Raw genomic sequence first — 25,349 nt, forward strand, 5'->3', positions numbered from 1 at the left:
GTCCCGCCTCCAATCATGACGGTACGTTGAATCATGAAATCCGCGATCTCGCGAGGTTAAAGCGGGTGTCCAGCTGCGTGGCTTCGTTCCGGTAGGACGAGGAGCGCGTGCGTCCAGCGCTACATACGCGGCTTGCGGAACAGTTGGCTGGTCTCGAGCAGATCTTCGAGATCTCTCATGCGATCGCACGTGGTCTTCCATGCCGAGCTTTGAATCGCCTCGATCAGCGCCTCCACGACGAACATCGTCACGACTGAAGAATCCCATGCCGATGGGACCTCGGTTTCCACGCGAAATACGACCGTCGCCGCCTTGGCGACTTGAGATTTCCACTGATCAGTGAACAGGAGCGTATGTACGCCACGCTCGGCGGCTATTCGGCTGAGCGTTTCGATCTCGCGTTCGTAGCGCCGGATGTCGAAGATTACCAGCACGTCTCCCGACTTCATGTTCAGGGCATAGTGCGGCCAAGTGCTGGGTGTGGGGGCGATCAGCGTGACGTTCGGACGGATTACCTGGCAGTGGGTAAAGAGGTACTCGGCCAGAGATTTGGTGATGCGGCCACCCACGATGTACACGTGGTTGCGCAGATCTTTCAGTAGATCCCGCGCGCGGTCGAAATCGCTCGTTCTGATCCCCGACAGCGTTTCGCGGAGGTTGGCGATCGTCGCGTCGGCGAAGCGGTTTAAGATATGAGTGTCCGGCGCGTCGTTGGCCCAACGATCGTGCTTGGCGATCGGGTTGGACAGGGTTATTTCGAGTTCTTCGTGGATGTGCGTCTGGAAGTCCGGAAAACCCTTGAAGCCGAGTTTGCGCACCATGCGTACGACGGTCGGGGTGGATACGGCGGCCTGTTCCGCGATGGTCGTGATCGATCCCAATGCCGACATCGGATAGTGCGAGGTGAGCGCATTCGCTAGCTGCCGCTCCGACCGGGTCAGGCGGCCAAAGTTGGACCGTATGATGTCTTGGACTGTCGTGTTGGTGCTCAAGCGCATCGTCCTCCCGCATCTCCCCGCCACCTTAGCACCGACCGCGTCTCGCGCCACGCACGGCAAATCAATGAGTGAAGAAAATTTTTCAGAACTTGTTTGACAGTCTAAAATTTCTGAACGATTATTTTCAAGATGAGAAGGACTCGGTGGAACTGTTGAACACGATCCTTGCCGCAGATGAGGGAAACCCGGTTGCCGTGGAGCGTCCGGAGGGCCGCTCGCCCGTTCTCCTGATTTGCGAGCACGCCTCGAAGCTGATCCCGCACAGCCTCGGCGATCTCGGCCTGTCGGAAGAGCTGCGATCCAGCCACATCGCCTGGGACCCGGGAGCGCTCGACGTGTCGCTATTCCTGTCGGACGAGCTCGACGCCTGCCTGATCCATCAGCGCTTCTCGCGGCTTGCCTATGACTGCAACCGCCCGCCGGATGCCGACAGCGCCATCCCGAAGCGGAGCGAAATCTTCGAGATACCCGGCAATGTCGCCGCGAATGCCGAGGAGAAGCAAGCGCGCGTCGACAGCATCTACCGTCCCTTCCAAGCAGCGGTCGCGCAGGAGATCGCGCACCGGAAGGCCGCCGGTAAGCCAACCGTGCTCGTTACGCTCCACAGCTTCACGCCGGTATTCAAGGGCGTGCGGCGCGACACCGAGATCGGCATTCTGCACGACAGCGACACACGTTTCGCCGACAGAATGATCTCCTCGCTCGATCGCGGCTCGGGCTTCGTTGTGCGGCGCAACGATCCCTACGGTCCCGAGGACGGTGTGACCCACACGCTGATCGAACACGGCGTGCGCAACGGCTTGCAGAACGTCATGGTCGAGATGCGCAAAGACCTGCTCGCCGGCGGGACGTCGAGGAAGCGGGTCGAGCAGCATCTGCTGCGGGCCATCGTCGAATCCCTGGGCTCCGAAGAAATCGCCTGAGTCATAGCGATCCCGCGTGATCGAGCACCCTAGCAAGGAAGAGAAATGTCCGGATATTCGTTTGACGAGCTAAAGGCCGATGTCCTCGCGGGACGGATCGACACCGTAATCGTCTGCCAGGTCGACATGCAGGGCAGGTTAATGGGCAAGCGCTTCCACGCGGAGTTCTTTGTCAACGGCGCATACGAGGAGACGCACAGCTGCAACTATCTGCTGGCGACCGATTTCGAGATGGAGACTGTGCCCGGCTACAAGGCGACGAGCTGGCAAGCGGGCTACGGCGACTATGTGATGAAGCCGGACCTGTCGACGCTGCGCCGCGTGCCCTGGCTGGAGGCGACGGCCATGGTTCTGTGCGACGTGCTCGACTATCACACGCACGAGGAGGTCGCGCATTCGCCGCGCGCCGTGCTGAAGAAGCAGGTCGCCAAGCTTGAGTCGATGGGCCTGAAGGCGTTCATGGCCACCGAACTGGAATTCTTCCTGTTCGACCAGAGTTATGAGGAGGTGCAGGAGCAGGGCTATCGCGACCTGCGCACGGTGGGCGGCTACAACGAGGACTATCACATCTTCCAGACCACCAAGGAAGAAGATGTGATGCGCGCCATCCGCAACGGCCTGCAGGGCGCCGGCATCCCGGTCGAGAACACAAAGGGCGAGGCTTCGGCAGGGCAGGGCGAGGTCAACGTGCGCTACGCCGACGCGCTGACCATGGCCGACCGCCATGTCATCATCAAGAACGCCTGCAAGGAGATCGCCTGGTCGCGCGGCAAGTCGATCACCTTCCTGGCGAAATGGAACGCCAAGGCGGCTGGCAGCTCGTCGCACATCCACCAGTCGCTGTGGAGCGCCGACGGTAAGACCCCAAAATTCCTCGACGAGGGCGCCGAATACGGCATGTCGCCGCTGATGCGCCACTACGTCGCCGGCCTGCTCGCCCACGCGTCGGAGATCACCGTCTTCCTCGCGCCCTACATCAATTCGTACAAGCGCTTCGTCGCGGGCACCTTCGCTCCGACCAAGGCAATCTGGAGCAAGGACAACCGCACGGCTGGATATCGTCTCTGCGGCGAAGGCACCAAGGGTATCCGCATCGAATGCCGGGTCGGCGGCTCCGACCTCAACCCTTATTTGGCGATGGCCGCGCTGATCGCCGCCGGCATCGACGGCATCGAGCGTGAGTTGCCGCTGGAAGCGCCCTTCGTCGGCGACGCCTATAGCGGTACGCAGGTGCAGGAGATTCCGCGGACGCTCCGCGACGCGACTGTGGCGCTCGACGAGTCCAGCCTGCTGCGCGCGGCCTTCGGCGATGAGGTAATCGACCACTATGTCCGCGCTGCCCGCTGGGAGCAGGAAGTCGCGGACAAGCTCATCGCCGACTGGGAAATCGCCCGCGGCTTCGAAGGCTGCTGAGGTTTAAGGGTAGGACCGTGACAATTCTGAAATGCATCTCGCCCATCGACGGTTCGGTCTATGCCGAGCGCCCGACGCAATCGTTTGAGGAGGCGAGCGCTGCCATCGCCAAGGCGCGCGCCGCGCGTAGAGACTGGGCCGGGCAGCCGCTCGACAAGCGCGTGAAGCTCGTCATGGCCGGCGTCGCGCGGCTGAACGAGATGGTCGACGAGGTGGTGCCCGAACTCGCCCACATGATCGGGCGGCCGGTACGGTATGGCGGCGAGTTCAGGGGCTTCAATGAGCGCTCCAACTATGTCGCGTCGATCGCCGGCGAGGCGCTGGCGCCGCTGGTCGTGGAGGACAACGCAAGCTTCACGCGCCAGATCCTGCGCGAGCCGCACGGCGTCGTGCTGGTCATCGCGCCGTGGAACTATCCCTACATGACGGCGATCAACACGGTCGCCCCGGCGCTGATGGCGGGCAACACCGTCGTCATCAAGCATGCGAACTCAGAGCCTGCTGGTCGGCGAGCGTATGGTGCGTGCCTTCGTCGAGGCCGGCGTGCCCGAGGACGTCTTCCAGAACCTCTTCCTCGACCACCAGACGACGTCGGACCTGATCAAGGCCCGGCAGTTCGACTTCATCAACTTTACCGGCTCGGTCGAGGGCGGGCGCTCGATCGAGCGGGCCGCTGCCGGCACCTTCGTCGGGCTCGGGCTCGAACTCGGCGGCAAGGATCCCGGCTATGTGATGGAGGACGCCGACCTCAATGCTGCGGTTGACACGCTGATGGACGGCGCGATGTTCAATTCCGGGCAGTGCTGCTGCGGCATCGAGCGCGTCTATGTGCATGACTCGCTCTACGATGCCTTTGTGGAGAAATCAGCCGCATGGGTATCGAACCTCAAGCTCGGCAATCCGCTCGATCCCGAGACGACGCTTGGGCCGATGGCGAACAAGCGTTTTGCCGCCGAGGTGCGTACCCAGGTCGGCGAGGCGATCGCCGCCGGCGCGGTCCCCGTCGTCGATGCGGCGAACTTTCCGCAGGATGACGGCGGAGCGTACCTCGCGCCGCAGATCCTCACCAATGTCGATCACACGATGCGGGTGATGCGCGACGAATCCTTCGGCCCGGTCGTCGGCATCATGAAGGTCTCTGGCGACGACGAGGCGCTGGCGCTGATGAACGACAGCGAATTCGGTCTCACCGCATCACTGTGGACCAAGGACCCCGAGCACGCATCGCGCATCGGCGCCGACATCGAGACCGGCACCGTCTACATGAACCGCGCCGACTATCTCGATCCCGCGCTGTGCTGGACCGGCGTCAAGAACACCGGGCGCGGCGGCGGCCTGTCCTTCATCGGCTTCCAGAACCTGACGCGTCCGAAATCCTATCACCTCAAGAAGGTCACAGCATGAGCATCACCGCAAACTGGAGCTATCCGACCGCCGTCAAGTTCGGCGCCGGGCGGATCAGGGAACTTGCCGACCACTGCAAGGCAGTCGGCATGAAGCGGCCGCTGCTGGTGACGGATCGCGGCCTCGCGCCGCTGCCGATCACGCAGAATGCGCTAGATATCCTCGACGCAGCCGGGCTCGGCCGCGCGATCTTCGCCGATGTCGATCCGAACCCGAACGAGAAGAACCTCGAAGCCGGCGTGAAGGCGTTCAAGGACGGCGGCCATGACGGCGTCGTGGCCTTCGGCGGTGGCTCGGGCCTCGACCTCGGCAAGGCGGTCGCATTCATGGCCGGTCAGACGCGGCCAGTCTGGGACTTCGAGGATGTCGGCGACTGGTGGACGCGCGCCTCGGTCGAAGGCATCGCGCCGATCGTCGCTGTGCCGACCACGGCCGGCACCGGCTCGGAAGTCGGCCGCGCCTCGGTCATAACCAACTCGGACACCCACACGAAAAAGGTGATCTTCCATCCGAAATTCCTGCCGGCGGTGACCATCTGCGATCCCGAGTTGACGGTCGGCATGCCGAAGGTCATCACGGTCGGCACCGGCATGGACGCCTTCGCTCACTGCCTCGAGGCGTACAGCTCGCCGTTCTACCACCCGATGAGCCAGGGCATCGCGCTGGAAGGCATGCGGCTGGTGAAGGAAAACCTGCAGAAGGCGGTCAAGGACGGGTCCGACATCGAGGCGCGCTCGCATATGATGTCGGCGGCGGGTATGGGCGCGGTGGCCTTCCAGAAAGGACTCGGCGCGATCCACTCGCTGTCGCACCCGGTCGGCGCGATCTACAGCACGCATCACGGCATGACCAACGCGGTCGTGATGCCGCCCGTTCTGCGCTTCAACCGTCCGGCGGTGGAGGAGAAGCTCGCGCATGCAGCGGCCTATCTCGGCATCGCCGGCGGCTTCGACGGTTTTTACGATTTCGTACTCGGATTGCGCTCGGATCTCGGCGTTCCGGACAAGCTTGCGCCGCTCGGCGTCGGCACCGACCGCATCGACGAGATGGCGGCGATGGCGATCGTCGATCCGACCGCAGGCGGCAATCCTGTCGAGCTCACCCTGGATGCCGCGAAGAAGCTGTTCGCAGAGAGCATCTGATCGTTGGCCCCGGCGCAAGCCGGGGTCGACCCAAGCACTTCCGGTGAGCAGCAGTGCCCCTGGAAATACTTGTTTTTTTATGCATTTCCGATCGTGAGCGTGCTGTGACGGGTTAACTTGCGCCGAGGCGCCTTGATATCTCGCGGGCAGCCTCTGTGACGAGCAGGCCCATCTCGCGGATGCGTGCATCCGGCATCCTCGGGGTTGGGCCGGAGATCGAAATACCGGCGACAGCCTCGGAGTGGCCGTTCAAGATGCATGCCGCGACGCAGCGCATTCCGATCGTCCTTTCTTCGTCATCGAACGAGTAGCCCCGCTGGCGGGTAGCCTGCACTTCCTTGCGCAGACTGCCTGCCGTCGCAATCGTCTTGTCGGTGAATCGCGGGAAACTCGTCGCCTTGATGAAAGCTTCGAGCCTCTCCTCGTCAAAAGCGCTCAGCAGGGCCTTGCCGATGCCCGACGCGTGCAGCGGAGACCGGGCGCCGGGCGGAAAATAGGCGCGGATCGTCTCGTGCGATTCGACTTGGCTGACGAACAGCACATGGCCTTCGCGTTCGATACCAAGATTGGATGTCTCGCCTGTGCTGGACATCAGCTCGCGCATCACGGATCGGCTGCGCTCGACAATGTTGGTGCGGCGCACGAAGGCCGAGCCGAGCCTGAACGCCTCTGGTCCCACGAACCATTCTTGGCGCTCCGGGCTTGTCTCGACGTAACGGCGTTGCTCGAGCGTCGCCAGTACACGGTACATTGTGGCCGATGATTGGCCGAGATGCACTGACAGTTCGGTCAGGGTGATGCCGTCATGGGCGGCCAGCGCCTCAAGCACGTCGATGCCGCGATCCAGTGACTGGATGCCCATGGCCGGGGAGGGCGATTTTGTTCCCTTTGGACGTCCGCGCCTTCTGCCCACCCGCTCTGTCATCGCACCTTTCCATTATGCAGATTCTTATCTCGGAAATCGCATGTCTCAAAATGAAAAAATTTAAATCACTGATTGAAATGGTATTTCCTGAGATATCATGCAAAGCGAAAAAACATTTCAAAAAAATTTATCTAGATTTCGCTCCGTGATAGAGATTTCATCGAGCAAGGATCAGACGTCGTGACCAGCCAGAATCCTATTTTCATTCCCGGCCCGACCAATATCCCGGAAGTTTTGCGAAAGGCCGTCGACATGCCGACGGTCGACCATCGCAGCCCGCTGTTCACCAAGATCCTGCATCCCGCTCTGGACGGGGTGAAGAAGGTCCTGAAGACAGGACTTGCGGAAATCATCGTCTTCCCGTCGACCGGAACGGGTGGATGGGAAGCGGCGATCACCAACACGCTGTCGCCCGGCGACAAGGTGCTGGCGACACGCAACGGAGTATTTAGCCACCGCTGGATCGACATGTGTCAGCGGTACGGACTCGACGTCGTGGTGGTCGCCCAGCGATGGGGAGACGGCATATCAGCCGATCGCCTCGCGGAAATCCTCGCTGCCGACAAATCACATGAAATCAGGGCCGTTCTCGCAACGCACAACGAGACGGCAACCGGCGTCCGCTCCGACATCGCCGCCGTGCGCGGCGCGCTCGATGCCGCCGGGCATCCTGCCATGCTGTTAGTCGATGGCGTCAGCTCGATCGGGTCGATGGATTTTCGCATGGACGAATGGGGCGTCGACATTGCCGTCACAGGCTCGCAAAAGGGGTTCATGCTTCCGCCGGGGTTGGCGATTGTCGGCCTTTCGCCGAAGGCGATGGAGTCGGTTGCCGACGCCAGACTGCCGCGCACCTTCTTCGACGTGCGCGACATGATCAGCAACTATTCCGCCGGAGGGTTTCCATACACGCCCCCGGTCGGCTTGCTGAACGGCTTGAAGACCGCGACCGAGATGCTGCTCGATGAGGGGCTCGAAAACGTCTTTGCCCGGCATCGTCGTATAGCGGAAGGTGTCCGCCGCGCGGTCGATACTTGGGGGCTGCACCTCTGTGCGATGCGGCCGGAGCTTTACTCCGACACCGTCAGCGCCATCCGGGTTCCGGACAATTTCGATGCAAACAGGATCATCGCGCACGCGCTGAACGTCTACGGCGTTTCGTTCGGTACCGGCCTCGGGGAACTGGCGGGCAAAGTGTTCCGCATCGGCCATCTCGGCAGCCTGACCGAAGTGATGGCGCTGTCCGGTCTCGCCACCGCCGAGATGGCCATGGCCGACGTCGGCTTGCCGATCAGGCTTGGTTCCGGTGTCGCTGCGGCTCAGGAGTACTATCGTCTTGGGGCAGCCAATACCCGGCAGAAGGCCGCATGATGAAGGAAGTGTCCATGTATATTCCCACGCTAGTAGATATACGCGCCGCGCGCGCCCGCATCACCCCACATATCCACGTCACCCCGGTGCTGACCTCGCGCATGCTGGACGAGCTATCCGGCGCGGAACTGTTCTTCAAATGCGAGAATTTTCAGAAGGCCGGCGCCTTCAAGACCCGCGGGGCCAGCAATGCCGTGTTCGGCCTGTCGGACGAACAGGCGGCGAGGGGCGTCGCGACACATTCCAGCGGCAACCACGGCACCTGCCTGTCCTATGCTGCCAAGCAGCGCGGCATCCCCTGCACGGTCGTGATGCCGCGCACCGCGCCGCAGGCCAAGAAGGACGCCGTGATGGGATATGGTGGTCGCGTGGTGGAATGCGAGCCGTCGACCTCCAGCCGCGAGGCTGTTTTCGCTGAGGTGGTGGCTGAGACCGGCGCCGAATTCGTCCACCCTTACAATGACCACCGCGTCATAACCGGCCAGGCCACCTGCTCGGCTGAACTGATCGAACAGGTCGATGGCCTTGATGCCGTGATCGCTCCGATCGGCGGCGGCGGCATGGTGTCGGGAACCTGCCTGACGCTCTCTGGTCTGGCGCCGCACATAAAGGTCTATGCGGCCGAGCCGGAACAGGCCGACGATGCCTACCGCAGCTTCAAGGCCGGGCACATCATCGCCGACGACGCACCGAACACGGTCGCCGACGGGCTCAAAGTGCCGCTGAAGGAGCTGACCTGGCACTTCGTCCAGAAGCATGTGACCGACATCCTGACGGTCTCCGAAGAGGAGATCGTCGAGGCCATGAAGCTGATCTGGAAACGCCTGAAGATCGTCATGGAGCCGTCCAGCGCAGTGCCGCTAGCAACCATCCTGAAGAACCCGAAAACCTTCGCCGGCAAGCGCGTCGGCGTCATCGTCACCGGCGGCAACGTTGATCTCGACAAACTGCCGTGGAACTGAGGAAAGTAATAATGAACGCACCGACGAATTTCGCCAGCTACGAGGTTGGCTTCGACGTCCCGGCACTGCCCGGCATGGACGAAGCCGAGATCCAGACGCCTTGCCTGATCCTCGATCTCGACGCGCTGGAGCGCAACGTCAGGAAGATGGGCGATTACGCCCAGGCGCACGGCATGCGCCACCGCGCCCACGGCAAGATGCACAAGTCGGTCGACGTGCTGAAGCTGCAGATGGAACTGGGCGGCGCCATCGGCGTCTGCTGCCAGAAGGTCTCCGAAGCGGAGGTCTTCGCCCGTGCCGGCATCAAGGACATCCTCGTCTCGAACCAGGTGCGCGACGCCGCGAAGATCGATCGGCTTGCCCGCATGCCAAAACTCGGCGCGCGCGTCATCGTCTGCGTCGACGACCTTGCCAACGTCGCCGAACTGTCGGCTGCGGCGCAGGCCCACGGCACGGTGCTTGAATGCTTTGTCGAGATCGACTGTGGCGCCGGCCGCTGCGGCGTGAAGACGACCGATGAGGTAGTAACGATCGCCAAGGCGATCGCTGCCGCGCCGAACCTGAAGTTCAGCGGCATCCAGGCCTATCAGGGCGCCATGCAGCACATCGACGGCTATGAGGATCGCAAGGCCAAGCTCGACGCTGCCGTCGCGCAGGTCAAGGATGCCGTCGCCGGCCTGAAAGCAGCGGGCCTCGAGCCCGAGCTGGTCTCGGGCGGCGGAACCGGCTCCTACTATTTCGAGACGGAGTCAGGAGTTTACAACGAGCTGCAATGCGGCTCCTACGCCTTCATGGATGCCGACTACGGGCGTATCCTCGACAAGCAAGGCAAGCGCATCGACCAAGGCGAGTGGGAGAACGCGCTCTTCATCCTGACATCTGTGATGAGCCACGCCAAGGCCGACAAGGCGATCTGCGATGCCGGCCTCAAGGCACAATCGGTCGATAGCGGGCTGCCTTTCGTCTATGGCCGCGACGATGTGAAGTACATCAAGTGCAGTGACGAGCACGGTGTCATCGAGGACACGACCGGGGTCCTGAAAATCAACGAGAAGCTGCGCCTGGTTCCCGGCCACTGCGACCCGACCTGCAACGTTCACGACTGGTATGTCGGCGTCCGCAACGGAAAGGTCGAGACGCTCTGGCCGGTCTCGGCCCGCGGCAAGGCATACTAAATATGTACCGGGCCAGGCCCCGGTACCTTCACCGGCAGAGATATCATGATCATCATCCCCGAACGCGACATTGCCGGACTTGTATCGGCCGCCGATTGTTTTGTGGCGGTCGAGCAGACGTTCGCTTCCATGGCAAAGCAGTCGGCCCGCAACTTCCCGGTAATACGCGAGACCATCGGCCATGCCGATGCGCTCTACGGCTTCAAGTCGGGCTTCGACCGCGCGAGCCTCGCGCTGGGGCTTAAGTCGGGTGGGTATTGGCCGAACAATACGCAGAAGGGGTTGACCAACCACCAGTCCACGATCTTCCTGTTCGACGCCGATACCGGCCGCTGCCGCGCCATTGTCGGCGGCAATCTCCTGACGGCGCTGCGGACGGCTGCCGCTTCGGCTGTCTCGATCAAGCACTTGGCTCGAGCGGACTCCAAAGTGCTCGGCATCGTGGGCGCCGGACACCAGTCTACGTTTCAGCTCAGGGCCGCGCTCGAACAACGGCCGTTCGAGAAAGTCGTGGCCTGGAACAAGACGCCTGAAAAGCTGGAGCGTCTTGCAAGCGTGGCGCAGGAGAAAGGCCTGCCGTTCCAATCCGTGAGCCTCGAGCAACTGTGCGGCGAGGCCGACGTCGTCATCACCATCACCTCTTCGTTCAGCCCGGTCATCACGGAAGGGCTGATCCGCCCCGGCACCCACCTGGCGTGCATGGGCACCGATACGAAAGGAAAGCAGGAAGTAGCTCCCGAAATCGTCGCGGCATCGACGCTCTTCACCGACGAAGTGGCGCAGTCGACATCCATTGGCGAGACCCAGCACGCGTTCAGGCTCGGCATGGTCGACGCAGCGGCGATCGTGCCGATCGGCGACGTGGTCAACGGCGATCACCCGGGGCGTCAAAGCGCGGAGGAAATAACGCTGTTCGACGGCACCGGTGTGGGACTTCAGGACCTGGCCGTGGCTTCCGCCGCCGTCGACCTTGCCCTGGTCCGTGGCACGGCCATCGAAATCGACGCGTAGTTACTCGCCGGCCACTGCGGTCTGATGTTCTCGATTGAGCCTGTCGAGCGCATCCTGCGTCCAGATGACATTGTCGCGTGCTGCCCGTTCCGCTTCCCTATGATCGCGCCTGCAAATAGCCTCGGCCATTTGCTGGTGGAGCGGGACGGCATCGCGGAATGCGCCGGGCGTGGATGTCGTCATGGCGATCTGCTGCCGCATGATGTGGCCGATCAACGTCCCGGTGTAGACGAGCAGGCGGTTTCGCGACGCGCGAAAGACGGCGAGGTGGAACTGCAGGTCCGCGTCCTGGGCGTGTTCGTCGGAGCTTCTGTCCGAGATGCGGTCACTTTCTTCCGCCAGGATATTGTAAAGATCGAGTATCTCCTTGCGATCGGCGTCGGTCGCATTCTTGGCGGCCGCGCTTGCAGCCGCGGGTTCGAAGATCAGTCGGAACTCAACGAATTCTCGGATGTAATTCGTTCTCGGGCCGAATTCCCAAAGCCAGTTGAGAACGTCGAGATCCATGACATTCCAGTTGCGTTCGGGCTCGACGCGGATCCCGACTTTCGGCTGCGCCGAAATCAGGCCTTTCTGGCTGAGCACGCGCAGGACTTCGCGCAAGACGCCCCGGCTGGCGCCGAGCTGCTCGCACAGTTTGGGTTCCGGCGGGATCATTCCGCTCTCGCCGTAGTGCCCGCTGACGATCTGCCGGCCAAGCTGATTGAGCGTGTGTGAAAATAGGGAGGGCCTTCGGGCGAGCTCCGGCATTTCGAGACTCCGACATGCTGCGTGGACAACCTCCTACACATCAATCTTGCGGTTGACACAAGCTCTAATTATATGAGTAATGCGCCTACTCATATGATTAGAGGGACGATCCTCCCGTGCTCCTTCCGACGACCGAAGAAACAGCCATGCCCACGGCGCTTCCGAAGATGCCGAAAGACGGCCGTTCCTACGTCGTCGTGGTAGGTGCAGGTGTCGTCGGCCTCTCGGCAGCTCTTTGGCTGCAAAAGGCGGGGCATCCGGTCGCGATCATCGATCCGGAGCCGCCGCTGCCCGGAGCTTCCTATTTGAACGCGGCGAGCTTCGGCAATGCCTGCACCATAGCACTTGGCGCCTGCATACCCGTCGGAACGCCGGGCATTCTGCGCGACGTACCCGGCATGCTCTTGAAGCGTAGCAGCCCGCTGTCCATCTTCTGGGACGACCTACCGCGGCTTCTGCCTTGGCTCGTCGACTTCCTGCGCGCTTCCAGCAAAACGGAATTCGATCGTATCGTCGGCGTCCTCGGCCGGTTGATGAGGTTGGCGGAGGCGGGGCACAATCCGCTGTTCGAAGAGGCGCAGGCGACGCATCTGAAGAAGTCGCACGGATGCCTTTATCTTTACCGGTCATCGGCCAGCTTCCAGCGCGCTCATCGCGATATCGAACTGCGGCGGCGCGAAGGCGTGCGCATGGAGATACTCGACAGGAAGGCTGTCAAGGAGCGCGAGCCGCATTTGGCGCCGCTCTACAGCAACGGGCTGTTGTTCAGCGACGCATACCGGATAGACGATGCGCTGCGATACGCTCAGTCGCTGGCGGCATTGTTTCAGAAGAAGGGTGGCAAGTTCCTGAAGGGCCGTGCGCGGGCTATCGATCCGGGTGAGCAAAACATCGCTGTACACTGCGAGGATGGGCGCTCGGTTAAGGCGGATCAAGTCGTGGTCGCGGCAGGCGGATGGTCGCGCCAGCTAGCGCGTACCGTCGGCGACAGGATACGGCTCGATGTCGAGCGCGGTTATCACGTCCTTTTCCCGCGCGACGGGGACCTTCTGAGTGCTCCGACATGCTATCCCGAGTACGGCTTCTACATGACTCCGCTGGGCGAGGGGCTGCGATCGGCGGGCACGGTCGAACTGGGCGGGCTCGGCAAGCCCGCGCGGGCGGCGAGAACCGCGGTCATCGAGAAGATGAGTCGCGTTCTCCTGCCGGGATTGAGGGACGCCGGCAGGACGTGGCTCGGCTACCGTCCTTCCATGCCGGATTCGCTTCCCGTGATCTCGAAATCACCCACAGATCCGAGAGTGGTTTATGCGTTCGGCCACGGCCACATAGGGCTCACGCTTGCGGGCATCACTGGGCGGCTCGTCTGCGATCTCGTCGGCGGGCATACCCCCGTGATTGATCTGCATCCGCTGCGCGCGGACAGGTTTTAGGGGCGCTCGCGCTCTGCCGGTGGTGACTGCGGTGCAAGCCGTCAATTTGCCGACGCATGCACCTAGTCTAGAGCGAGTTACGCCTCTATCGCCCTTTGGATGAGGACCAGAGCGTCTTCCCAACATGCGTCATCCGTGGCCGAGCCTTTGTACAATCGCAAGGCATTGGTTTGCGCTGATCCGGTCGTGAATACAGTCGAAGGTACGACGCCGACCCCCTCCATACGCAGATACTCCGTCATCTCATGCGCCTTGATCTCTGGGGGCAGGCTCACCCACAAACAATTGCCTTCTGGCCTGCAGTGCTTGCTGATCCAATTTCCGAGAAGTTCAATGGCGGCCCTATGGCGTTTCACCAGCAGTTCTTGAAGGTCGGTAACGAGATCGCGAATACTGTCCCCCGAAATGATGTCTTGAACGACGCGGACCGTTATCGGGTCGACCATCCAAACCGTCGCGCGCAGGCCTTGCATGACATTTTCCCTGAAGACGGCTGGATAAGCGAGAAAACCGCACCGTAGTCCCGGGGCTAGCACCTTGCCAACGGACGAAACGTGAAACGTGCGTTCGGGGTAAAGCTCAATCATGCTCGGCAAATCAATCAACGACAGGGGACGATAAATGTCGTCTTCAATGATGTTTAAAGCGCATCTATCGGCAATCTCGGCAATCGCTTTGCGGCGCTCCAGAGGCAACGTGACGGATCTGGGGTTGTCCAACGTGGGAATGAGGTAGATCGACCTCACACGCGGATTGTGGGCATGACGTTCGATTTCTTGGACGATGATGCCTTCATCGTCGACATCGACGCCTATCAGACCCAAACCGAGCATCTGTGCAGCGCTCTTGATGCCTTGGTACGCAATACTGGGTACCAACACGACATCTCCGGGTTTCATCGTTGCTCCCAGCGCGACGAAGAGTGCGTGTTGCGCGCCTGCCGTAATTGCGATCTGCTCACAGGCAACGTTCACGCCAGCAGCGGTGAGCCACAATGAGCCGATGTGTCTGACATCGGTAGAGCCGGCCGACGGTTGATACTCGCGTAGCGACGAAATGGTTCGGGCGTTACCGACCACGCGTTCGATCGCCGCCGAAACCGCCTCACCAAACACTGCGCCCTGACGCTTTACGACCGACAGGTCGTTTCGCGGCAGGGTGCGCAGTCGCTCATATACGGGTGGCATATGGTCCAGCTCTTTCCCGCGCACGATCGTGCCTTGGCCTGCCTTGGCAGAGACGACTCCTCGATCCTTCAGAAATCGCACGGCCTTGGTCACTGTGGTGACGTTTACTCCAAGCGCTTCCGCCAAAACTCGGTGTGATGGAAGCTTAGCCCTGTGCTTGAGGTTGCCGTCACTGATGTGGGACGACAGCGCATTGGCTATTCGTACGTATACCGGCTGAGGCTGCCGGTCTTCGCGGACAGCCTTGCAGATTGCGTCGAGTGCACCATCCACAGCTGCGTTTCCTCCGTTCTGTCGAGTTATCAAGGCTCTCGTCCCATCCGGTTGACACTCCAATTATTGTATGTCACACATCTTTTATCGTGTGTCACATATCCGTGTTTCCAAAGGCTCCCAATGCTCGATGTACAAGCCCCTAAGTCGTATGAGGATTTGGTAGTAGTCGACTCGCTGTTGATTTGCCTTTTCGATCGACCAATTTTTCAAGAAATGCACAGCGCGGGACTCACGTTGGCGAATTGTACCTGCAGTGTGTGGGAAAATTTTTCTGACACGATGAAAAATGTAGCGCACTGGAAGCGGATGTTCCGTGAAAACAATGACATCATTCGTCAAGTCAAAACGGTTGGCGAGCTTGATCTTCCTAAAAAGGAAGGGAAGGTAGGCATAATACTCAGCTGGCAGAATACGTCTGGGATCGACGGGAATCTTGATTTTCTGGAGATATACAATGATTTAGGCGTAAAATGTATTCAGCTTACCTACAACACTCAAAATCTGATCGGCACCGGATGCTACGAGAGCACCGATAACGGTTTGACCGATTTTGGACGTGATGCCGTCCGCGAACTGAACCGGCTGGGAATCCTGATTGACCTCTCCCATGTAGGCGAGCGCGGGGCCGATCAGGCATGCGATATTTCCTCTAAGCCCGTTGCCTACACACATTGCTGCCCCACGTCGCTCAAATCACACCCCCGAAACAAGAGTGATGCCACATTGAAGAAGATCGCCAATAAGGGCGGCTTTGTAGGGGTAACCGTTTTCCCGCCCTTGTTCCCAAAGCGGGGCGATGTGTCTACAGTAGACGATTTCGTCGACACGCTAGAGTACATGATCAATCTCGTCGGCGAGGAACATGTCGGGATCGGGACCGACTTTTCGCAAGGCCAGCCTTGGTCGTTCCAGGAATGGGTAATGCATGATCAAGGCAACGGAAGAAGGCTCACCACATTCGGTGAACTGACGTTTCCGAAAGGTCTGGAGAGAATCTCCGAATTCCCGAATATCTATACTGCGATGCAAAGGCGCCGGTGGGCCAGCAGTCGCATAGAAAGGGTACTCGGACAGAACTGGCTTCGCCTGTTGCGGGACGTCTGGTAGACGACGATGTATTCTGAACGCCTGGATCGATTTAGGAACGTAGGCCAGAGTGTAACTTTTGCCGCTATGGTAGTCATCGGCTTCGGAGTTATATTGCTTCCGTTGCTGCTGATCATCTGGTTGAGCTTCTTCCAGAATGCGGTTCTGGCGCTGCCTCCGTCTGCATACACTTTGTCGTGGTATGCGCAACTCGCCGATCAGTCGGTATTCGTAAACGGCTTCGTCAACAGCTTTGTAGTGGCATTGCTTGCAACGGCGATCGGTCTAGCTGTTTCAATACCTGCATCCTTTGGCATCGTTCGTGGTAATTTTCTCGGCCGCGAATTGATGATGCATTTTCTGACGGCTCCGTTAACGGTCCCCGCCATCGTCATCGGTGCTGGGCTTTACGTGGCGTTCATCTTCGTCGAGATCGCTACGGATCTGCCATTGGTTGGCAACAGAAGCGGTTTGATCGCGGGTCACGTTCTCTTGACCATACCTTGGTGTGTCAGGCTGATCACGGCAAACCTCAGCGGCTTCGACATCACGATCGAGCACGCGGCCCAAAGCCTTGGCGCCTCACCGGTGAAATCTGTTCTACTCGTGACCATACCGGGCATTTGGCCAGGTCTGGTCGCTGCGGCGCTCTTCGGCTTCGTCGTCAGTTTCAGCAACCTCGAAGTTTCGCTGTTTCTTGTCTCCCCAGGTCAGACGACGCTTCAGATCGCGATACTCCAATACTTGGAATGGAAGATCGATCCGCTTATCGCGGCCGTATCCGTGGTTCAGACAGCCATCGTGGCCATCGCGTTGCTCATAACAAACAAATTTGTTCCACTTACCCGGGTTGTATGAATGGCGACGCTCAAGATCCAAAACTTGGTCAAGCGATACGGCTCCTTCACGGCCGTAGATAACCTTGATCTCGATGTCGCAGAGGGTGAGTTTGTCGTGCTGTTGGGGCCATCGGGCTGCGGGAAGACGACAACACTCAAAATGATCAGCGGCTTTATCGAAGCTGATTCTGGCAAAATCCTGATTGGCCCCAAAGATATCACCCGGCTGCCGCCATACCGGCGGAATTTGGGAGTTGTCTTCCAAAACTATGCTTTGTTCCCGCATATGAGCGTCTATGAGAACGTCGCCTTTCCGCTGAGGCGGCGTCGCTCGAACAAGTCGGAAATCGATCTGCAGGTAGTCGAAGCTCTACGCCTTGTGCAACTCGACCACCTCGCATCCCGCTTGCCGAAGGAGTTATCCGGCGGACAACAGCAACGTGTGGCCATCGCTCGCGCACTCTCCTTCAAGCCTGAGGTACTGCTCTTGGACGAGCCATTGTCTAACCTCGACGCGAAACTGCGGCTTGAAGTCCGCGAGCAGATCCGGCAGCTCCAAAGAAAGTTGGGCATTACAACCGTAATGGTCACGCATGACCAGGAAGAGGCGATGAGTGTGGCAGACAGGCTCGTTGTCATGAAGTCCGGCGTGGTTCAGCAAATCGGCAGCAGCCGGGACGTCTATCAGCGTCCCTTCAACCAGTTCGTGGCGTCGTTCATTGGTTCTGCCAACTTTCTGGAAGGAGGTATCCGCGACGGAATGTTTTGGACAACGGATGATGTTGCGTTTCCGGGATCACACCTCCCGAAATCGACGCGACGCGCAGTACTGCGCCCGGAGGCGATTATTTTGTCTCCGGTTGGAGACAGCGGCCTGGCACGCCCAACGGCAACAGTCGAAGAAGTCGTTTATCTGGGCGCGCACTCAGAGATAGCCCTGCGCATAACACCAAACCTGAGACTGATCGTGAGACAGCAGAACGATATGTCGCGCGATAGCAGCCAAGAACCGTGCCGTCCCGGACAAACTGTAAATTACGAGATAGGCACGGCGGCGATTCAACCTATCTCGGACTGATCGAGACACCCACAATAAAAAGGGGAGTAAGTAGGATGACTGAAAAAATATCGCGCAGAAACTTTACGACACTTTTGGCAGGGGCCAGCGTTGCGACGATAGCGATGCCTTCGATCGTCCGGGCGCAATCGCGACCTGTTGTCGTCGGTACGTGGGGGGGCGATTACCAGACGGGCCTGCAGAACTACATATCCGCGCCGCTTGTGAATCCCAAGGGCTATGATGTGGTCTATGATGGCGCGTCAGAAGCGCCACGAAAAGTGAAACTCTTAGCGGAGCGGCGCCTGCCGCGAGGTTCGATGGACGTAGCCGCGCTGACGGCAGCGGGATCGTTCGAGATGTTCAAAAACGACGCAATCACTCAGATCGACTATTCCCGGATTCCGATGGCCGCCCATATCCCGGAAAATCTCAAGTCTGAATATCTTATTCCGCAATATTATACGACGCGTGTCATCCTTTACAATCCAGAAAAAGTAACCACCCCGCCAACATCCTATGCCGACCTGTGGAAACCGGAATATGCCGGCCGGGTAGGCGTGATTGACATCCAGTACCAGACAACGATCGAGTCCGCCGCGCTCGCATTTGGCGGCTCTCTCACCGACTACGAGCCTGGCAAGGAGAAATTGCTCGAGCTGAAGGAAAGCGGCGTCCGCGTTTATCCAACGAACGAGGCGATGGCGCAGGCATTGCAGACAGGCGAATGCTGGGTTTGCATCATGTGGCATTCACGCGGCGTTCTCTGGCAAAATGCCGGCGTCCCGATCGAGATCGCGGTTCCTTCAGAGGGGTCTGTGGTCTATCTCACAGGCTTCTCGATCCCGTCGAATGCCCGCGAGGTGGACGGGGCCTATGAGTTTCTAAATGCTCAACTAGAGGAATCCGCGCAGATCGGCTTTGCAAAAGATCTAGGCGGCACCCCGGTAGTCGATGGAGTCACGTTGCCTCCAGACCTCGCCCGCCGCGTCATCTACACGCCCGAGCAGCAGAGTGCGTTCATGTTCCAGGATAATGAATATCTCGCCGCCAACGACTCCCAGCTCAAGAGTTGGTGGGACAGGGTGTTCAAGGGTTGATCGAGCCACGTTTCAACAAGTGAGGGAGATCATGGTCCGGCGTTTACATTCCACATCATTGGTCATGCCTGCGGCGATTGTGATCGCCGTGCTCCTTGTTCTCCCTCTCCTGCTCATGTTCAGGTACAGCCTGAACGCCTTCGTGCCTGGCCAGTTTATGGTCGAAAGCCTGACGATCGCCAATTATCAGATGGCTTTCACTGACCCTTACTACCGTAAGGTACTGCTTGAAACGATCCTGATGGCGGCGCTTGTAACCGCCGCATGCATCATTCTTGGGCTGCCCCTTGCGCAATTTCTATCGCGGACAAGTGCGAGGTGGAAATCCATTCTTCTGTTCTTTGTCATCACGCCATTGTTCATCGGCAATGCGGTGCGCTCCGCAGGCTGGATGATAGCCTTCGGCCAGCAGGGATTGGTCAACGAGTTCTCGATATTCGTCGGCATCATCGACACGCCGGTCGACATAATGTTTACACCGGTCGCGGTTTTCATCGGACTTGTTTCGGTGAATTTGCCGTTCGTAGCTCTGACCATGCAGAGCGTTCTGGACGGGATCGATCGCTCGGCGGAACAGGCGGCGCTGAGCCTTGGCGCAACTAAGCTTAGCACCTGGTATCTCGTGACATTGCCACAGGCGCGGCCAGGCGTAATCGCGGCCAGCATCTTATCTTTCATCTTGGCCATAAACGCCTATGCCACACCCGTATTGCTGGGTGGTCCGAGCTTTCGCATGATGGCGCCAGTGCTGGCGGACGAGATACTCCAACAGAACAACTGGCCGATGGGCGCAGCGCTGGCTTTGCTGATGATTTCAATCACTGTTCTGTTGACGTTGATGATTAGCTTCCGGATATCGAAGGTTGAAAAGAATAATTAGAGACGCTGGCACCCAGGTTTCTGAGTAAAACTTGTTAGTCGTCGTCTCAGCGACGTCGCCAGTTGATGGGCTAGTAAGCTGAACCGGCTAAGCGCCATCCCTATCAAGCTCTCGCCACTACGCTCAAGGACGGCCGCATAGTGCTGCGCCCGCTGTCGGAGAATGGGGCGGCTGCTCGATGCCGTGCGTAAGGACCGTATGTCCGCCTCTGCCGGTGAGGTGACCAGCCGCGCGCGGTCCGATGCGCCTCAATGGCCAACATGAGGGCGGCCGGATCCCGATGATCCATGCCGCCAATGCATCGACCGGGGCGAGATCGAGCATCGACAGGCTTTCAGTGGCGTGCTCGACCAGCTTGGACGCAAACGTCTGGGCGTCGATGATCTCGTCGATATCGGGGATGCGCTCGTTCTCCCGTTCTCCGTCACCGGAACCGGATTGATCGATTGATCGCATGGCCGGTGTGAGCGCGCCGTCGGCGAAAAGACCGCGAAGCCGTCATCGAGGTTGGAATGGACCAAAACCTTGACGGGCTGCGCCGCGATCAGCCCAGCGCCGTAACGGTCGCCTCGGTGGTGGCGACATCGTCATCCCAGTCCGGCAGGCGGAACGTGAAATACTGACCGAGATTTCCGATCGTGGTCACGCCGGCCGCCAGAGCGGCGCGCGTGTTCTCGACTGCGCCGGGCAGACCCAGCATGAAATCGCCGAAGTACGGCGCCGCCCGCACTCGCGTCTCCAACAACCCGCCCGATTTCCAGGACTCTCTCTCAAGCCGGAGGAGAAGAGGGTCTCAGGTCAGTGCCCTGTGGGGCAGCGACTGGCCGCATAGCCAAGGCCATCAACACGCCTCGCCCCGGTATATAAATGTTCTTTTTGCGCGGCCCCGAAAACTTGTTAATCGAAGTGCTCGAACGAGTTTCCTGAATGTGGTCAATCGCGACGTTTGACGGTGCCGTCCGACATCGCCAGCAGGGCGATGTCGGGCCATCCCAGAAACACTCGCAGGGCGGAGGAATCGAGACGGAATAACTTTACTGGGGTCACGCAGTTCGCTGCAGAAGCGGCTTGGCGCTGAATGCCACCGCGATGTCTGGCTCGGGGATTCGAAACGGCGCGCGCAAATCGATCGTGTATTTTCTGTTCAATTCTGCGGTTCTGACATGCATCAACATGTGGGCACCTCGGAGAGACCAGCGCATTTGCTGTTTCTTGTCCGAGACGACATCCAGGCTCCAGCGCTGGTTGAGGGCGGGGCACCATGCGCCGATCTGCGCCCGCGCAATCCAGCGGATCGCGCTGAATACTCCCACGCCGAACCGTGCCGCCTCTTGCCGTGCCGACATACCTTCCGCTGAAGCCTTCAGGACCCGCGACCGAAGCTCTACTATATCGATCCTACCTTTGGTGGCCTGGAAAACGATCGAACCCCATTATCTGGCTGTGGTCGAATGGCGGAACGCCGTTGTCGCATGGTTACAAAGCGTCTGGTAATTAGGACGCGCTGACCACGCTTTCAATTACCGTTCCAGCCCTCGATCGCGCGTCCGGCCCCGCTGAATATCGAGTTTCTGTTGTTGCGCCCGTTCGAGGGCATAGTCTCGCCGGATAACAATTTCCTTCGCCCGGTTCGTGATCCGCGCTACATCCTTGATCCGATCGACATTGCGGGCAGTTTCGGGAAGCTGTGATCGGGTGCGTTCCAGCGCCTTGTCTATATCGCGGTGATCGCTGCTGCCGAACCGGCTCTGCATGGCCTTGGCAATAGTTTTGGCTTCATCGAGCGCCTGCTTGCCCTCCGACGAACGTTCGAGCTGATCCATGAAGGCGTTTCGCTCCTTGGCATCCCTGATCTGGTCGAGCTGCTTCAAAAGCGCCTCGCTGCGCGGTGTCAGACCGGGAACCTCGACGCGATCGTTCTTGTCGCGCCGCCATTGCTCAGCTTCCTTTTCCTCGCCGTAGCGTCGGGACCATGTCTTTCCAGCCGCGTCCAGATGCGAACTCATCGCCTCGGCGCGTTTCAGGGCGGTCTTGCGCTCGGCATTGGCGCCGAACAGACCGGACTTGCCACGCAGCTCCCCGAACCGCTCCGGCTGGCGTTTGAGAACCATCGACATGTTGCGCTCGCCCTTGCCGCCCTCGATGGCGCTGCGCATCTTGTCGGTGACAGCACCGGGGTCTTTGTAAACTTCCTTCGCCAGCTTCTCGACCGACTGCCAATGACGATCAAAATCGGGCGCGGCCTTCTCGCGCGCCACAGCTTCAACGCTGCGCGCATGATTGGTCTGCGCTGGCACCAGCGGTGCGACCTGGCCACGCTCCTGCAGATCGACGCCAACGGCCGCCGGCGCAATCTCCTGGCGCACCTGTTTCTCTGAGGATGCACCAGAATGAGCGGCGAGATCCTGGGCGGAGTTTTCCCGTCCAAGATCCTGGGTGCGGGCCTGCGCCTCGCGCGGAATTGCGATGTCGCTCCTGATCCCGAAACGCTCGGCCAGGCCCCGCCGCTCTGCATAGGCCGCCGCATAATCGAGCGTCGTTTCCTTGACTCCCGACCGCGACAGACGAGATTCCATCTGCTGGCGTGCAAGGTCACGATCATTGTGAACGGTCCAGCTTTGACGATCGGCCTGCCGGCCATCCGGCAGACGAACGCTCTCCGATCCTTTCCGCTCAAGCCCGACCTGCGAGCCGATCGCCGGCGCGGCCTCGCGCATGGCGCGCTCAAGATCGACACCCCAGGCCGTGCTTTTCTGGCCGGACGCATCCTGAACCGTCACAAAATAGCTTTCGCTGTTGCCGGCCTGGTTCTCGAACGGGGCCTTGCCATGCGCGACCAGCATTCCCGTCTTACCCCCCTGTCCCGACTGCCCGGCAAACTCCTGCCTGTCACCATAGAGCTGCACAGCGTCCCGGTGACGGGTCATCGCCACATAGGTCAGATGCCGATCCATGGTGGCCGACGCCATGACAAAGGCTCGATCGACGGTCGCGCCCTGCGATTTGTGGATGGTGGTGGCATAGCCATGATCGAAGGCCCCGTATCGGCCTACAGGGACGCTCACAGCGCGATCCTTGCCGTCGAGGACGGCGACCAGCATGGGGCCGACACCCGGCGTTTCGCTGTCTACGCGCTCCACGGTGCCCAGCATGCCGTTTTTGACGCCAAGATCGCGATCGTTTTCCAGAAACACGATGCGATCGCCCGGTGCAAAGTCGCGCTTGCCGTCATTGGTCTGCAAACTGACCTCGCCGGCGTCATCGCCCTTGCCGGGCACATTGCCCTTGGCCAGCTCGCCCTTGTCCTGGAGCCGGGAGCGAATATCGGCATTGAGGGCGCGAACATCGGCACGGCGATGTGCAAGCGCTACTCGAGTGCCGTCCGGACGCGCAGCGCGATCGGCCATATAGTCCTGAACGATGAAGTCGCGCGCCTCGTCTTTCGTCTCGAGCATTTTGACGTGACCGCGATCGGCATAGGCGGCAAGCCCCTCGGCCGTGCGGTTGGTGGCGAAGGAAACCGACGCGACACGCTGCCAGTCCTCGCGCTGCCGGCGAATGTCTGTCAGCTCGGCCGCACCGATCTGCTCGGTGACGGCCCGGAACGGTGCCCCTGCCCCGATCGCCTGAACCTGCTCGTGATCGCCGACCAGCACGACCTTGGCCCCTGCCTGCTGCGCCTCGACAATGATGCGGGCGAGCTGGCGGCTTTCGATCATGCCCGCCTCATCGATGACCAGAACATCGCCACGGCCCAGCTTGCCGCGTGGAGTGCCCCCACTAGGTGGGTGCCAACCATGCTCCCATGACGCCAGGGTGCGGCTTTTGATGCCCGACGATTCCTCAAGCCCCTCGGCCGCCTTGCCGGCGAGCGCGGCACCGTGAACGCGATAGCCTTGTGCTTCCCACGCCTCGCGCGCAGCGGCGAGCATCGTGGACTTGCCCGCCCCGGCGAATCCGACAACGGCCGCGATGCGCTCCGGCCCGGTGACATGGGCAATCGCTGCCCGCTGCTCGTCGGATAGACGCGCCGTACCGATAGCCTTGTCCGCCTCGCTGCGATTCAGCTCGCCAGCCTCGACCCTGGCCGCAACCGAACTGGCAACGCTGGACCGGATGGCCGCATCCTGCCGGCCCATCGCAACTTCGACATGCCGCGGCTCGACGCGATAGCTCCTGTCATCGGCCATCTGCACCGCGGCCTCGGCCATGCGCCCTTCGACCTCGACCATTTCGCGGGTCGAATAGCGGGCAAGCGTGCCCTCGCTCGCCGGCTGAAGCTCGACCAGGGCCTTTGATGCCATCACCGACGAAAACGCATTCTGGAAGGTCTGCGCATCGCCATCGAGATAACGATGCAGCGCCCGCGCTATATCGTGCCGGTCGAACACACTCTTTTCACGCGACACGACCGCCAGCACCTGTTCGGGCTTCTGGCGGATCAGCTCGGCATTACGCTCGGCCGCCTCTTTATCGAGACGCCCTCGTGAGACCTCCCCGCCCCGGCGCTGCATCTGCGTGGCATGGACGCCCATATGCTCGGTCGGCGAAAGCTCAAGGCCGCGCTCGGAATGGGACCGATGATCAATCCGAACATCCAGCCCCGCCCGTTCCAGATGCCGGTTGGCGCAAAGCTCCCAAGACTGCCGGATATCGCGAAGCTGCATATGTGTGGTCGGCCGGTCATTGGACAGCAGCCACTTGTTGTCCCGCTCGATATCTGTCTTGCCGCCCAGCCCTTCCGCGCTGACCGTTCGCGTCGTCATCAACAGGTGGGCATGATGATTGCGAATGTCGGTTTCGCCATTCGGCTCATGGATAGCGATATCGACCGCCGCGCCATATCTATTGGCAAGCTCGTTGGCGAACTCCCGCGCCAGCTCCCGGCGCTGGTCGCAATCCAGCTCATGGGGCAGCGCAATCTCAAATTCGCGAGCGACACGCGCATCCTTGCGTGGCTCGGCTGCCTCAGCCGCATTCCATAAAGCCGATCTGTCTTTCGCCCATTCTACGGACACCCCATCCGGCAATACGATCTCAGCATGCGCAATGCCCTGCTTGCGAGTAAAATCGTGAACCTGACCGTCGCGTTCATTGGTCAGCTTGTCGCCAGACCGATACGCGGCGGCGGCAACGGAACTGCGCCCACTGCCACGAGAAATCGGCTTCATGCTGGCGTGATAGATTGCCAACGACGATCTGGCTCCCTGTTATCGGCTCTGCTGCGCCTTGAGTTGCCTAGCAACTCGTAAGTGCGCCCTTTATGATTCGTTCACTTCGCTTTCTCATGCCTACGGTGTGGCGCTGTGGCACGGTCTGAGTGAAACATTAAGCATCGAATTTGCAGCACAAAACGGCTGACTTTTCAACCGGAAGAAGATCGACAGAAGCGCTAAGGTTGGAAAAATTCTGCCTTT

The 25,349-nt window shown here is 60.3% G+C and carries 20 protein-coding genes and 2 pseudogenes; 14 read left to right on the forward strand and 8 right to left on the reverse strand.

The window, feature by feature from the left end; genetic code table 11:
• Nucleotides 1-119: 119 nt before the first annotated feature.
• The gene (locus tag ACX82Z_RS23695; protein ID WP_459912339.1) at nucleotides 120-998 is read right to left on the reverse strand and encodes a MurR/RpiR family transcriptional regulator; all 879 of its coding nucleotides are present in this window, start codon (nucleotides 996-998) and stop codon (nucleotides 120-122) included.
• Between the two features lie 152 nt (nucleotides 999-1,150).
• Here ACX82Z_RS23695 and ACX82Z_RS23700 point away from each other — a divergent pair, with 152 nt between their 5' ends.
• The 4 genes and pseudogenes from ACX82Z_RS23700 to ACX82Z_RS23715 all read left to right on the forward strand — a co-directional run bounded on the left by ACX82Z_RS23700 (nucleotide 1,151) and on the right by ACX82Z_RS23715 (nucleotide 5,880).
• Entirely contained in the window at nucleotides 1,151-1,921 is a 771-nt protein-coding gene (locus ACX82Z_RS23700; RefSeq protein ID WP_459912387.1) for an N-formylglutamate amidohydrolase, read from the forward strand.
• Between the two features lie 45 nt (nucleotides 1,922-1,966).
• Complete coding sequence (locus ACX82Z_RS23705; RefSeq protein ID WP_459912340.1) at nucleotides 1,967-3,334, forward strand: glutamine synthetase family protein; 1,368 nt, start codon at nucleotides 1,967-1,969, stop codon at nucleotides 3,332-3,334.
• Nucleotides 3,335-3,351: 17 nt separating this feature from the next.
• Nucleotides 3,352-4,738: pseudogene (locus tag ACX82Z_RS23710) on the forward strand (aldehyde dehydrogenase family protein).
• The gene (locus ACX82Z_RS23715) at nucleotides 4,735-5,880 is read left to right on the forward strand and encodes an iron-containing alcohol dehydrogenase (protein WP_459912342.1); all 1,146 of its coding nucleotides are present in this window, start codon (nucleotides 4,735-4,737) and stop codon (nucleotides 5,878-5,880) included. Before ACX82Z_RS23710 ends, ACX82Z_RS23715 begins: the two are co-directional and overlap by 4 nt.
• Before the next feature lie 112 nt (nucleotides 5,881-5,992).
• On the opposite strand, the gene bhcR is transcribed toward ACX82Z_RS23715, so the two are convergent.
• Nucleotides 5,993-6,805 (reverse strand): HTH-type transcriptional regulator BhcR, encoded by an 813-nt coding sequence (gene bhcR, locus ACX82Z_RS23720; RefSeq protein WP_459912343.1) that lies wholly within the window; start codon nucleotides 6,803-6,805, stop codon nucleotides 5,993-5,995.
• Between the two features lie 180 nt (nucleotides 6,806-6,985).
• On the opposite strand from bhcR, the gene bhcA reads away from it, so the two are divergent.
• From bhcA to bhcD, 4 genes are read left to right on the forward strand one after another with little or no spacing between them, the layout of a single operon-like run.
• Nucleotides 6,986-8,176 carry an L-aspartate--glyoxylate aminotransferase BhcA gene (gene bhcA / locus ACX82Z_RS23725; RefSeq protein WP_459912345.1) on the forward strand — a complete coding sequence of 397 codons (1,191 nt, stop codon included), beginning with the start codon at nucleotides 6,986-6,988 and terminating at the stop codon, nucleotides 8,174-8,176.
• 14 nt (nucleotides 8,177-8,190) lie between these two features.
• On the forward strand, nucleotides 8,191-9,138 hold the full coding sequence (gene bhcB / locus ACX82Z_RS23730; protein ID WP_459912346.1) for a beta-hydroxyaspartate dehydratase BhcB: 948 nt from the start codon (nucleotides 8,191-8,193) through the stop codon (nucleotides 9,136-9,138).
• Between the two features lie 11 nt (nucleotides 9,139-9,149).
• Nucleotides 9,150-10,313, forward strand: a complete 1,164-nt coding sequence (gene bhcC / locus ACX82Z_RS23735) for a 3-hydroxy-D-aspartate aldolase BhcC (RefSeq protein ID WP_459912348.1) — start codon at nucleotides 9,150-9,152, stop codon at nucleotides 10,311-10,313.
• A gap of 45 nt (nucleotides 10,314-10,358) precedes the next feature.
• Nucleotides 10,359-11,324: an iminosuccinate reductase BhcD gene (gene bhcD / locus ACX82Z_RS23740; protein ID WP_459912350.1), complete on the forward strand. Its 966-nt coding sequence runs from the start codon at nucleotides 10,359-10,361 to the stop codon at nucleotides 11,322-11,324.
• On the opposite strand, the gene ACX82Z_RS23745 is transcribed toward bhcD, so the two are convergent.
• Nucleotides 11,325-12,074, reverse strand: a complete 750-nt coding sequence (locus ACX82Z_RS23745) for a FadR/GntR family transcriptional regulator (protein WP_459912352.1) — start codon at nucleotides 12,072-12,074, stop codon at nucleotides 11,325-11,327.
• Nucleotides 12,075-12,220: 146 nt separating this feature from the next.
• Here ACX82Z_RS23745 and ACX82Z_RS23750 point away from each other — a divergent pair, with 146 nt between their 5' ends.
• Nucleotides 12,221-13,507, forward strand: coding sequence for an NAD(P)/FAD-dependent oxidoreductase (locus ACX82Z_RS23750; RefSeq protein WP_459912354.1), 1,287 nt, complete (start codon nucleotides 12,221-12,223; stop codon nucleotides 13,505-13,507).
• A gap of 77 nt (nucleotides 13,508-13,584) precedes the next feature.
• On the opposite strand, the gene ACX82Z_RS23755 is transcribed toward ACX82Z_RS23750, so the two are convergent.
• A complete protein-coding gene (locus ACX82Z_RS23755; protein WP_459912356.1) occupies nucleotides 13,585-14,967 on the reverse strand; it encodes an aminotransferase-like domain-containing protein in 1,383 nt (460 codons plus the stop codon).
• Between the two features lie 123 nt (nucleotides 14,968-15,090).
• Here ACX82Z_RS23755 and ACX82Z_RS23760 point away from each other — a divergent pair, with 123 nt between their 5' ends.
• From ACX82Z_RS23760 to ACX82Z_RS23780, 5 genes are all read left to right on the forward strand, one after another.
• Complete coding sequence (locus ACX82Z_RS23760; protein WP_459912357.1) at nucleotides 15,091-16,077, forward strand: dipeptidase; 987 nt, start codon at nucleotides 15,091-15,093, stop codon at nucleotides 16,075-16,077.
• A gap of 93 nt (nucleotides 16,078-16,170) precedes the next feature.
• Nucleotides 16,171-16,914: an ABC transporter permease gene (locus ACX82Z_RS23765; protein ID WP_459912359.1), complete on the forward strand. Its 744-nt coding sequence runs from the start codon at nucleotides 16,171-16,173 to the stop codon at nucleotides 16,912-16,914.
• Nucleotides 16,915-17,973: an ABC transporter ATP-binding protein gene (locus ACX82Z_RS23770; protein ID WP_459912361.1), complete on the forward strand. Its 1,059-nt coding sequence runs from the start codon at nucleotides 16,915-16,917 to the stop codon at nucleotides 17,971-17,973. It abuts the gene before it with no gap.
• A gap of 35 nt (nucleotides 17,974-18,008) precedes the next feature.
• Nucleotides 18,009-19,052, forward strand: a complete 1,044-nt coding sequence (locus tag ACX82Z_RS23775) for an ABC transporter substrate-binding protein (protein ID WP_459912362.1) — start codon at nucleotides 18,009-18,011, stop codon at nucleotides 19,050-19,052.
• A 31-nt stretch (nucleotides 19,053-19,083) separates the two neighbouring features.
• Nucleotides 19,084-19,932, forward strand: coding sequence for an ABC transporter permease (locus ACX82Z_RS23780; RefSeq protein WP_459912364.1), 849 nt, complete (start codon nucleotides 19,084-19,086; stop codon nucleotides 19,930-19,932).
• Here ACX82Z_RS23780 and ACX82Z_RS23785 read toward each other — a convergent pair.
• From ACX82Z_RS23785 to traA, 4 genes and pseudogenes are all read right to left on the reverse strand, one after another.
• Nucleotides 19,929-20,159: a DUF6118 family protein gene (locus ACX82Z_RS23785; protein WP_459912388.1), complete on the reverse strand. Its 231-nt coding sequence runs from the start codon at nucleotides 20,157-20,159 to the stop codon at nucleotides 19,929-19,931. The two genes, ACX82Z_RS23780 and ACX82Z_RS23785, sit on opposite strands and share 4 nt — an antisense overlap.
• Before the next feature lie 317 nt (nucleotides 20,160-20,476).
• The gene (locus ACX82Z_RS23790; RefSeq protein WP_459912366.1) at nucleotides 20,477-20,662 is read right to left on the reverse strand and encodes a hypothetical protein; all 186 of its coding nucleotides are present in this window, start codon (nucleotides 20,660-20,662) and stop codon (nucleotides 20,477-20,479) included.
• A gap of 523 nt (nucleotides 20,663-21,185) precedes the next feature.
• Nucleotides 21,186-21,329: pseudogene (locus ACX82Z_RS23795) on the reverse strand (IS630 family transposase); the annotation flags it as partial.
• A gap of 123 nt (nucleotides 21,330-21,452) precedes the next feature.
• A complete protein-coding gene (gene traA / locus ACX82Z_RS23800; RefSeq protein ID WP_459912367.1) occupies nucleotides 21,453-25,124 on the reverse strand; it encodes a Ti-type conjugative transfer relaxase TraA in 3,672 nt (1,223 codons plus the stop codon).
• Nucleotides 25,125-25,349 lie beyond the last annotated feature (225 nt).

It is taken from the genome of Aliihoeflea sp. PC F10.4 (genome assembly GCF_054612275.1).

Coding starts and splice junctions, on each gene's coding strand:
- ACX82Z_RS23695 (WP_459912339.1), bottom strand. CDS start 998: ATGCGCTTGAGCACCAACACGACAGTCCAAGACATCATACGGTCCAAC.
- ACX82Z_RS23705 (WP_459912340.1), top strand. CDS start 1,967: ATGTCCGGATATTCGTTTGACGAGCTAAAGGCCGATGTCCTCGCGGGA.
- ACX82Z_RS23715 (WP_459912342.1), top strand. CDS start 4,735: ATGAGCATCACCGCAAACTGGAGCTATCCGACCGCCGTCAAGTTCGGC.
- bhcR (WP_459912343.1), bottom strand. CDS start 6,805: ATGACAGAGCGGGTGGGCAGAAGGCGCGGACGTCCAAAGGGAACAAAA.
- bhcB (WP_459912346.1), top strand. CDS start 8,191: ATGTATATTCCCACGCTAGTAGATATACGCGCCGCGCGCGCCCGCATC.
- bhcC (WP_459912348.1), top strand. CDS start 9,150: ATGAACGCACCGACGAATTTCGCCAGCTACGAGGTTGGCTTCGACGTC.
- bhcD (WP_459912350.1), top strand. CDS start 10,359: ATGATCATCATCCCCGAACGCGACATTGCCGGACTTGTATCGGCCGCC.
- ACX82Z_RS23745 (WP_459912352.1), bottom strand. CDS start 12,074: ATGCCGGAGCTCGCCCGAAGGCCCTCCCTATTTTCACACACGCTCAAT.
- ACX82Z_RS23750 (WP_459912354.1), top strand. CDS start 12,221: ATGCCCACGGCGCTTCCGAAGATGCCGAAAGACGGCCGTTCCTACGTC.
- ACX82Z_RS23760 (WP_459912357.1), top strand. CDS start 15,091: ATGCTCGATGTACAAGCCCCTAAGTCGTATGAGGATTTGGTAGTAGTC.
- ACX82Z_RS23770 (WP_459912361.1), top strand. CDS start 16,915: ATGGCGACGCTCAAGATCCAAAACTTGGTCAAGCGATACGGCTCCTTC.
- ACX82Z_RS23775 (WP_459912362.1), top strand. CDS start 18,009: ATGACTGAAAAAATATCGCGCAGAAACTTTACGACACTTTTGGCAGGG.
- ACX82Z_RS23780 (WP_459912364.1), top strand. CDS start 19,084: ATGGTCCGGCGTTTACATTCCACATCATTGGTCATGCCTGCGGCGATT.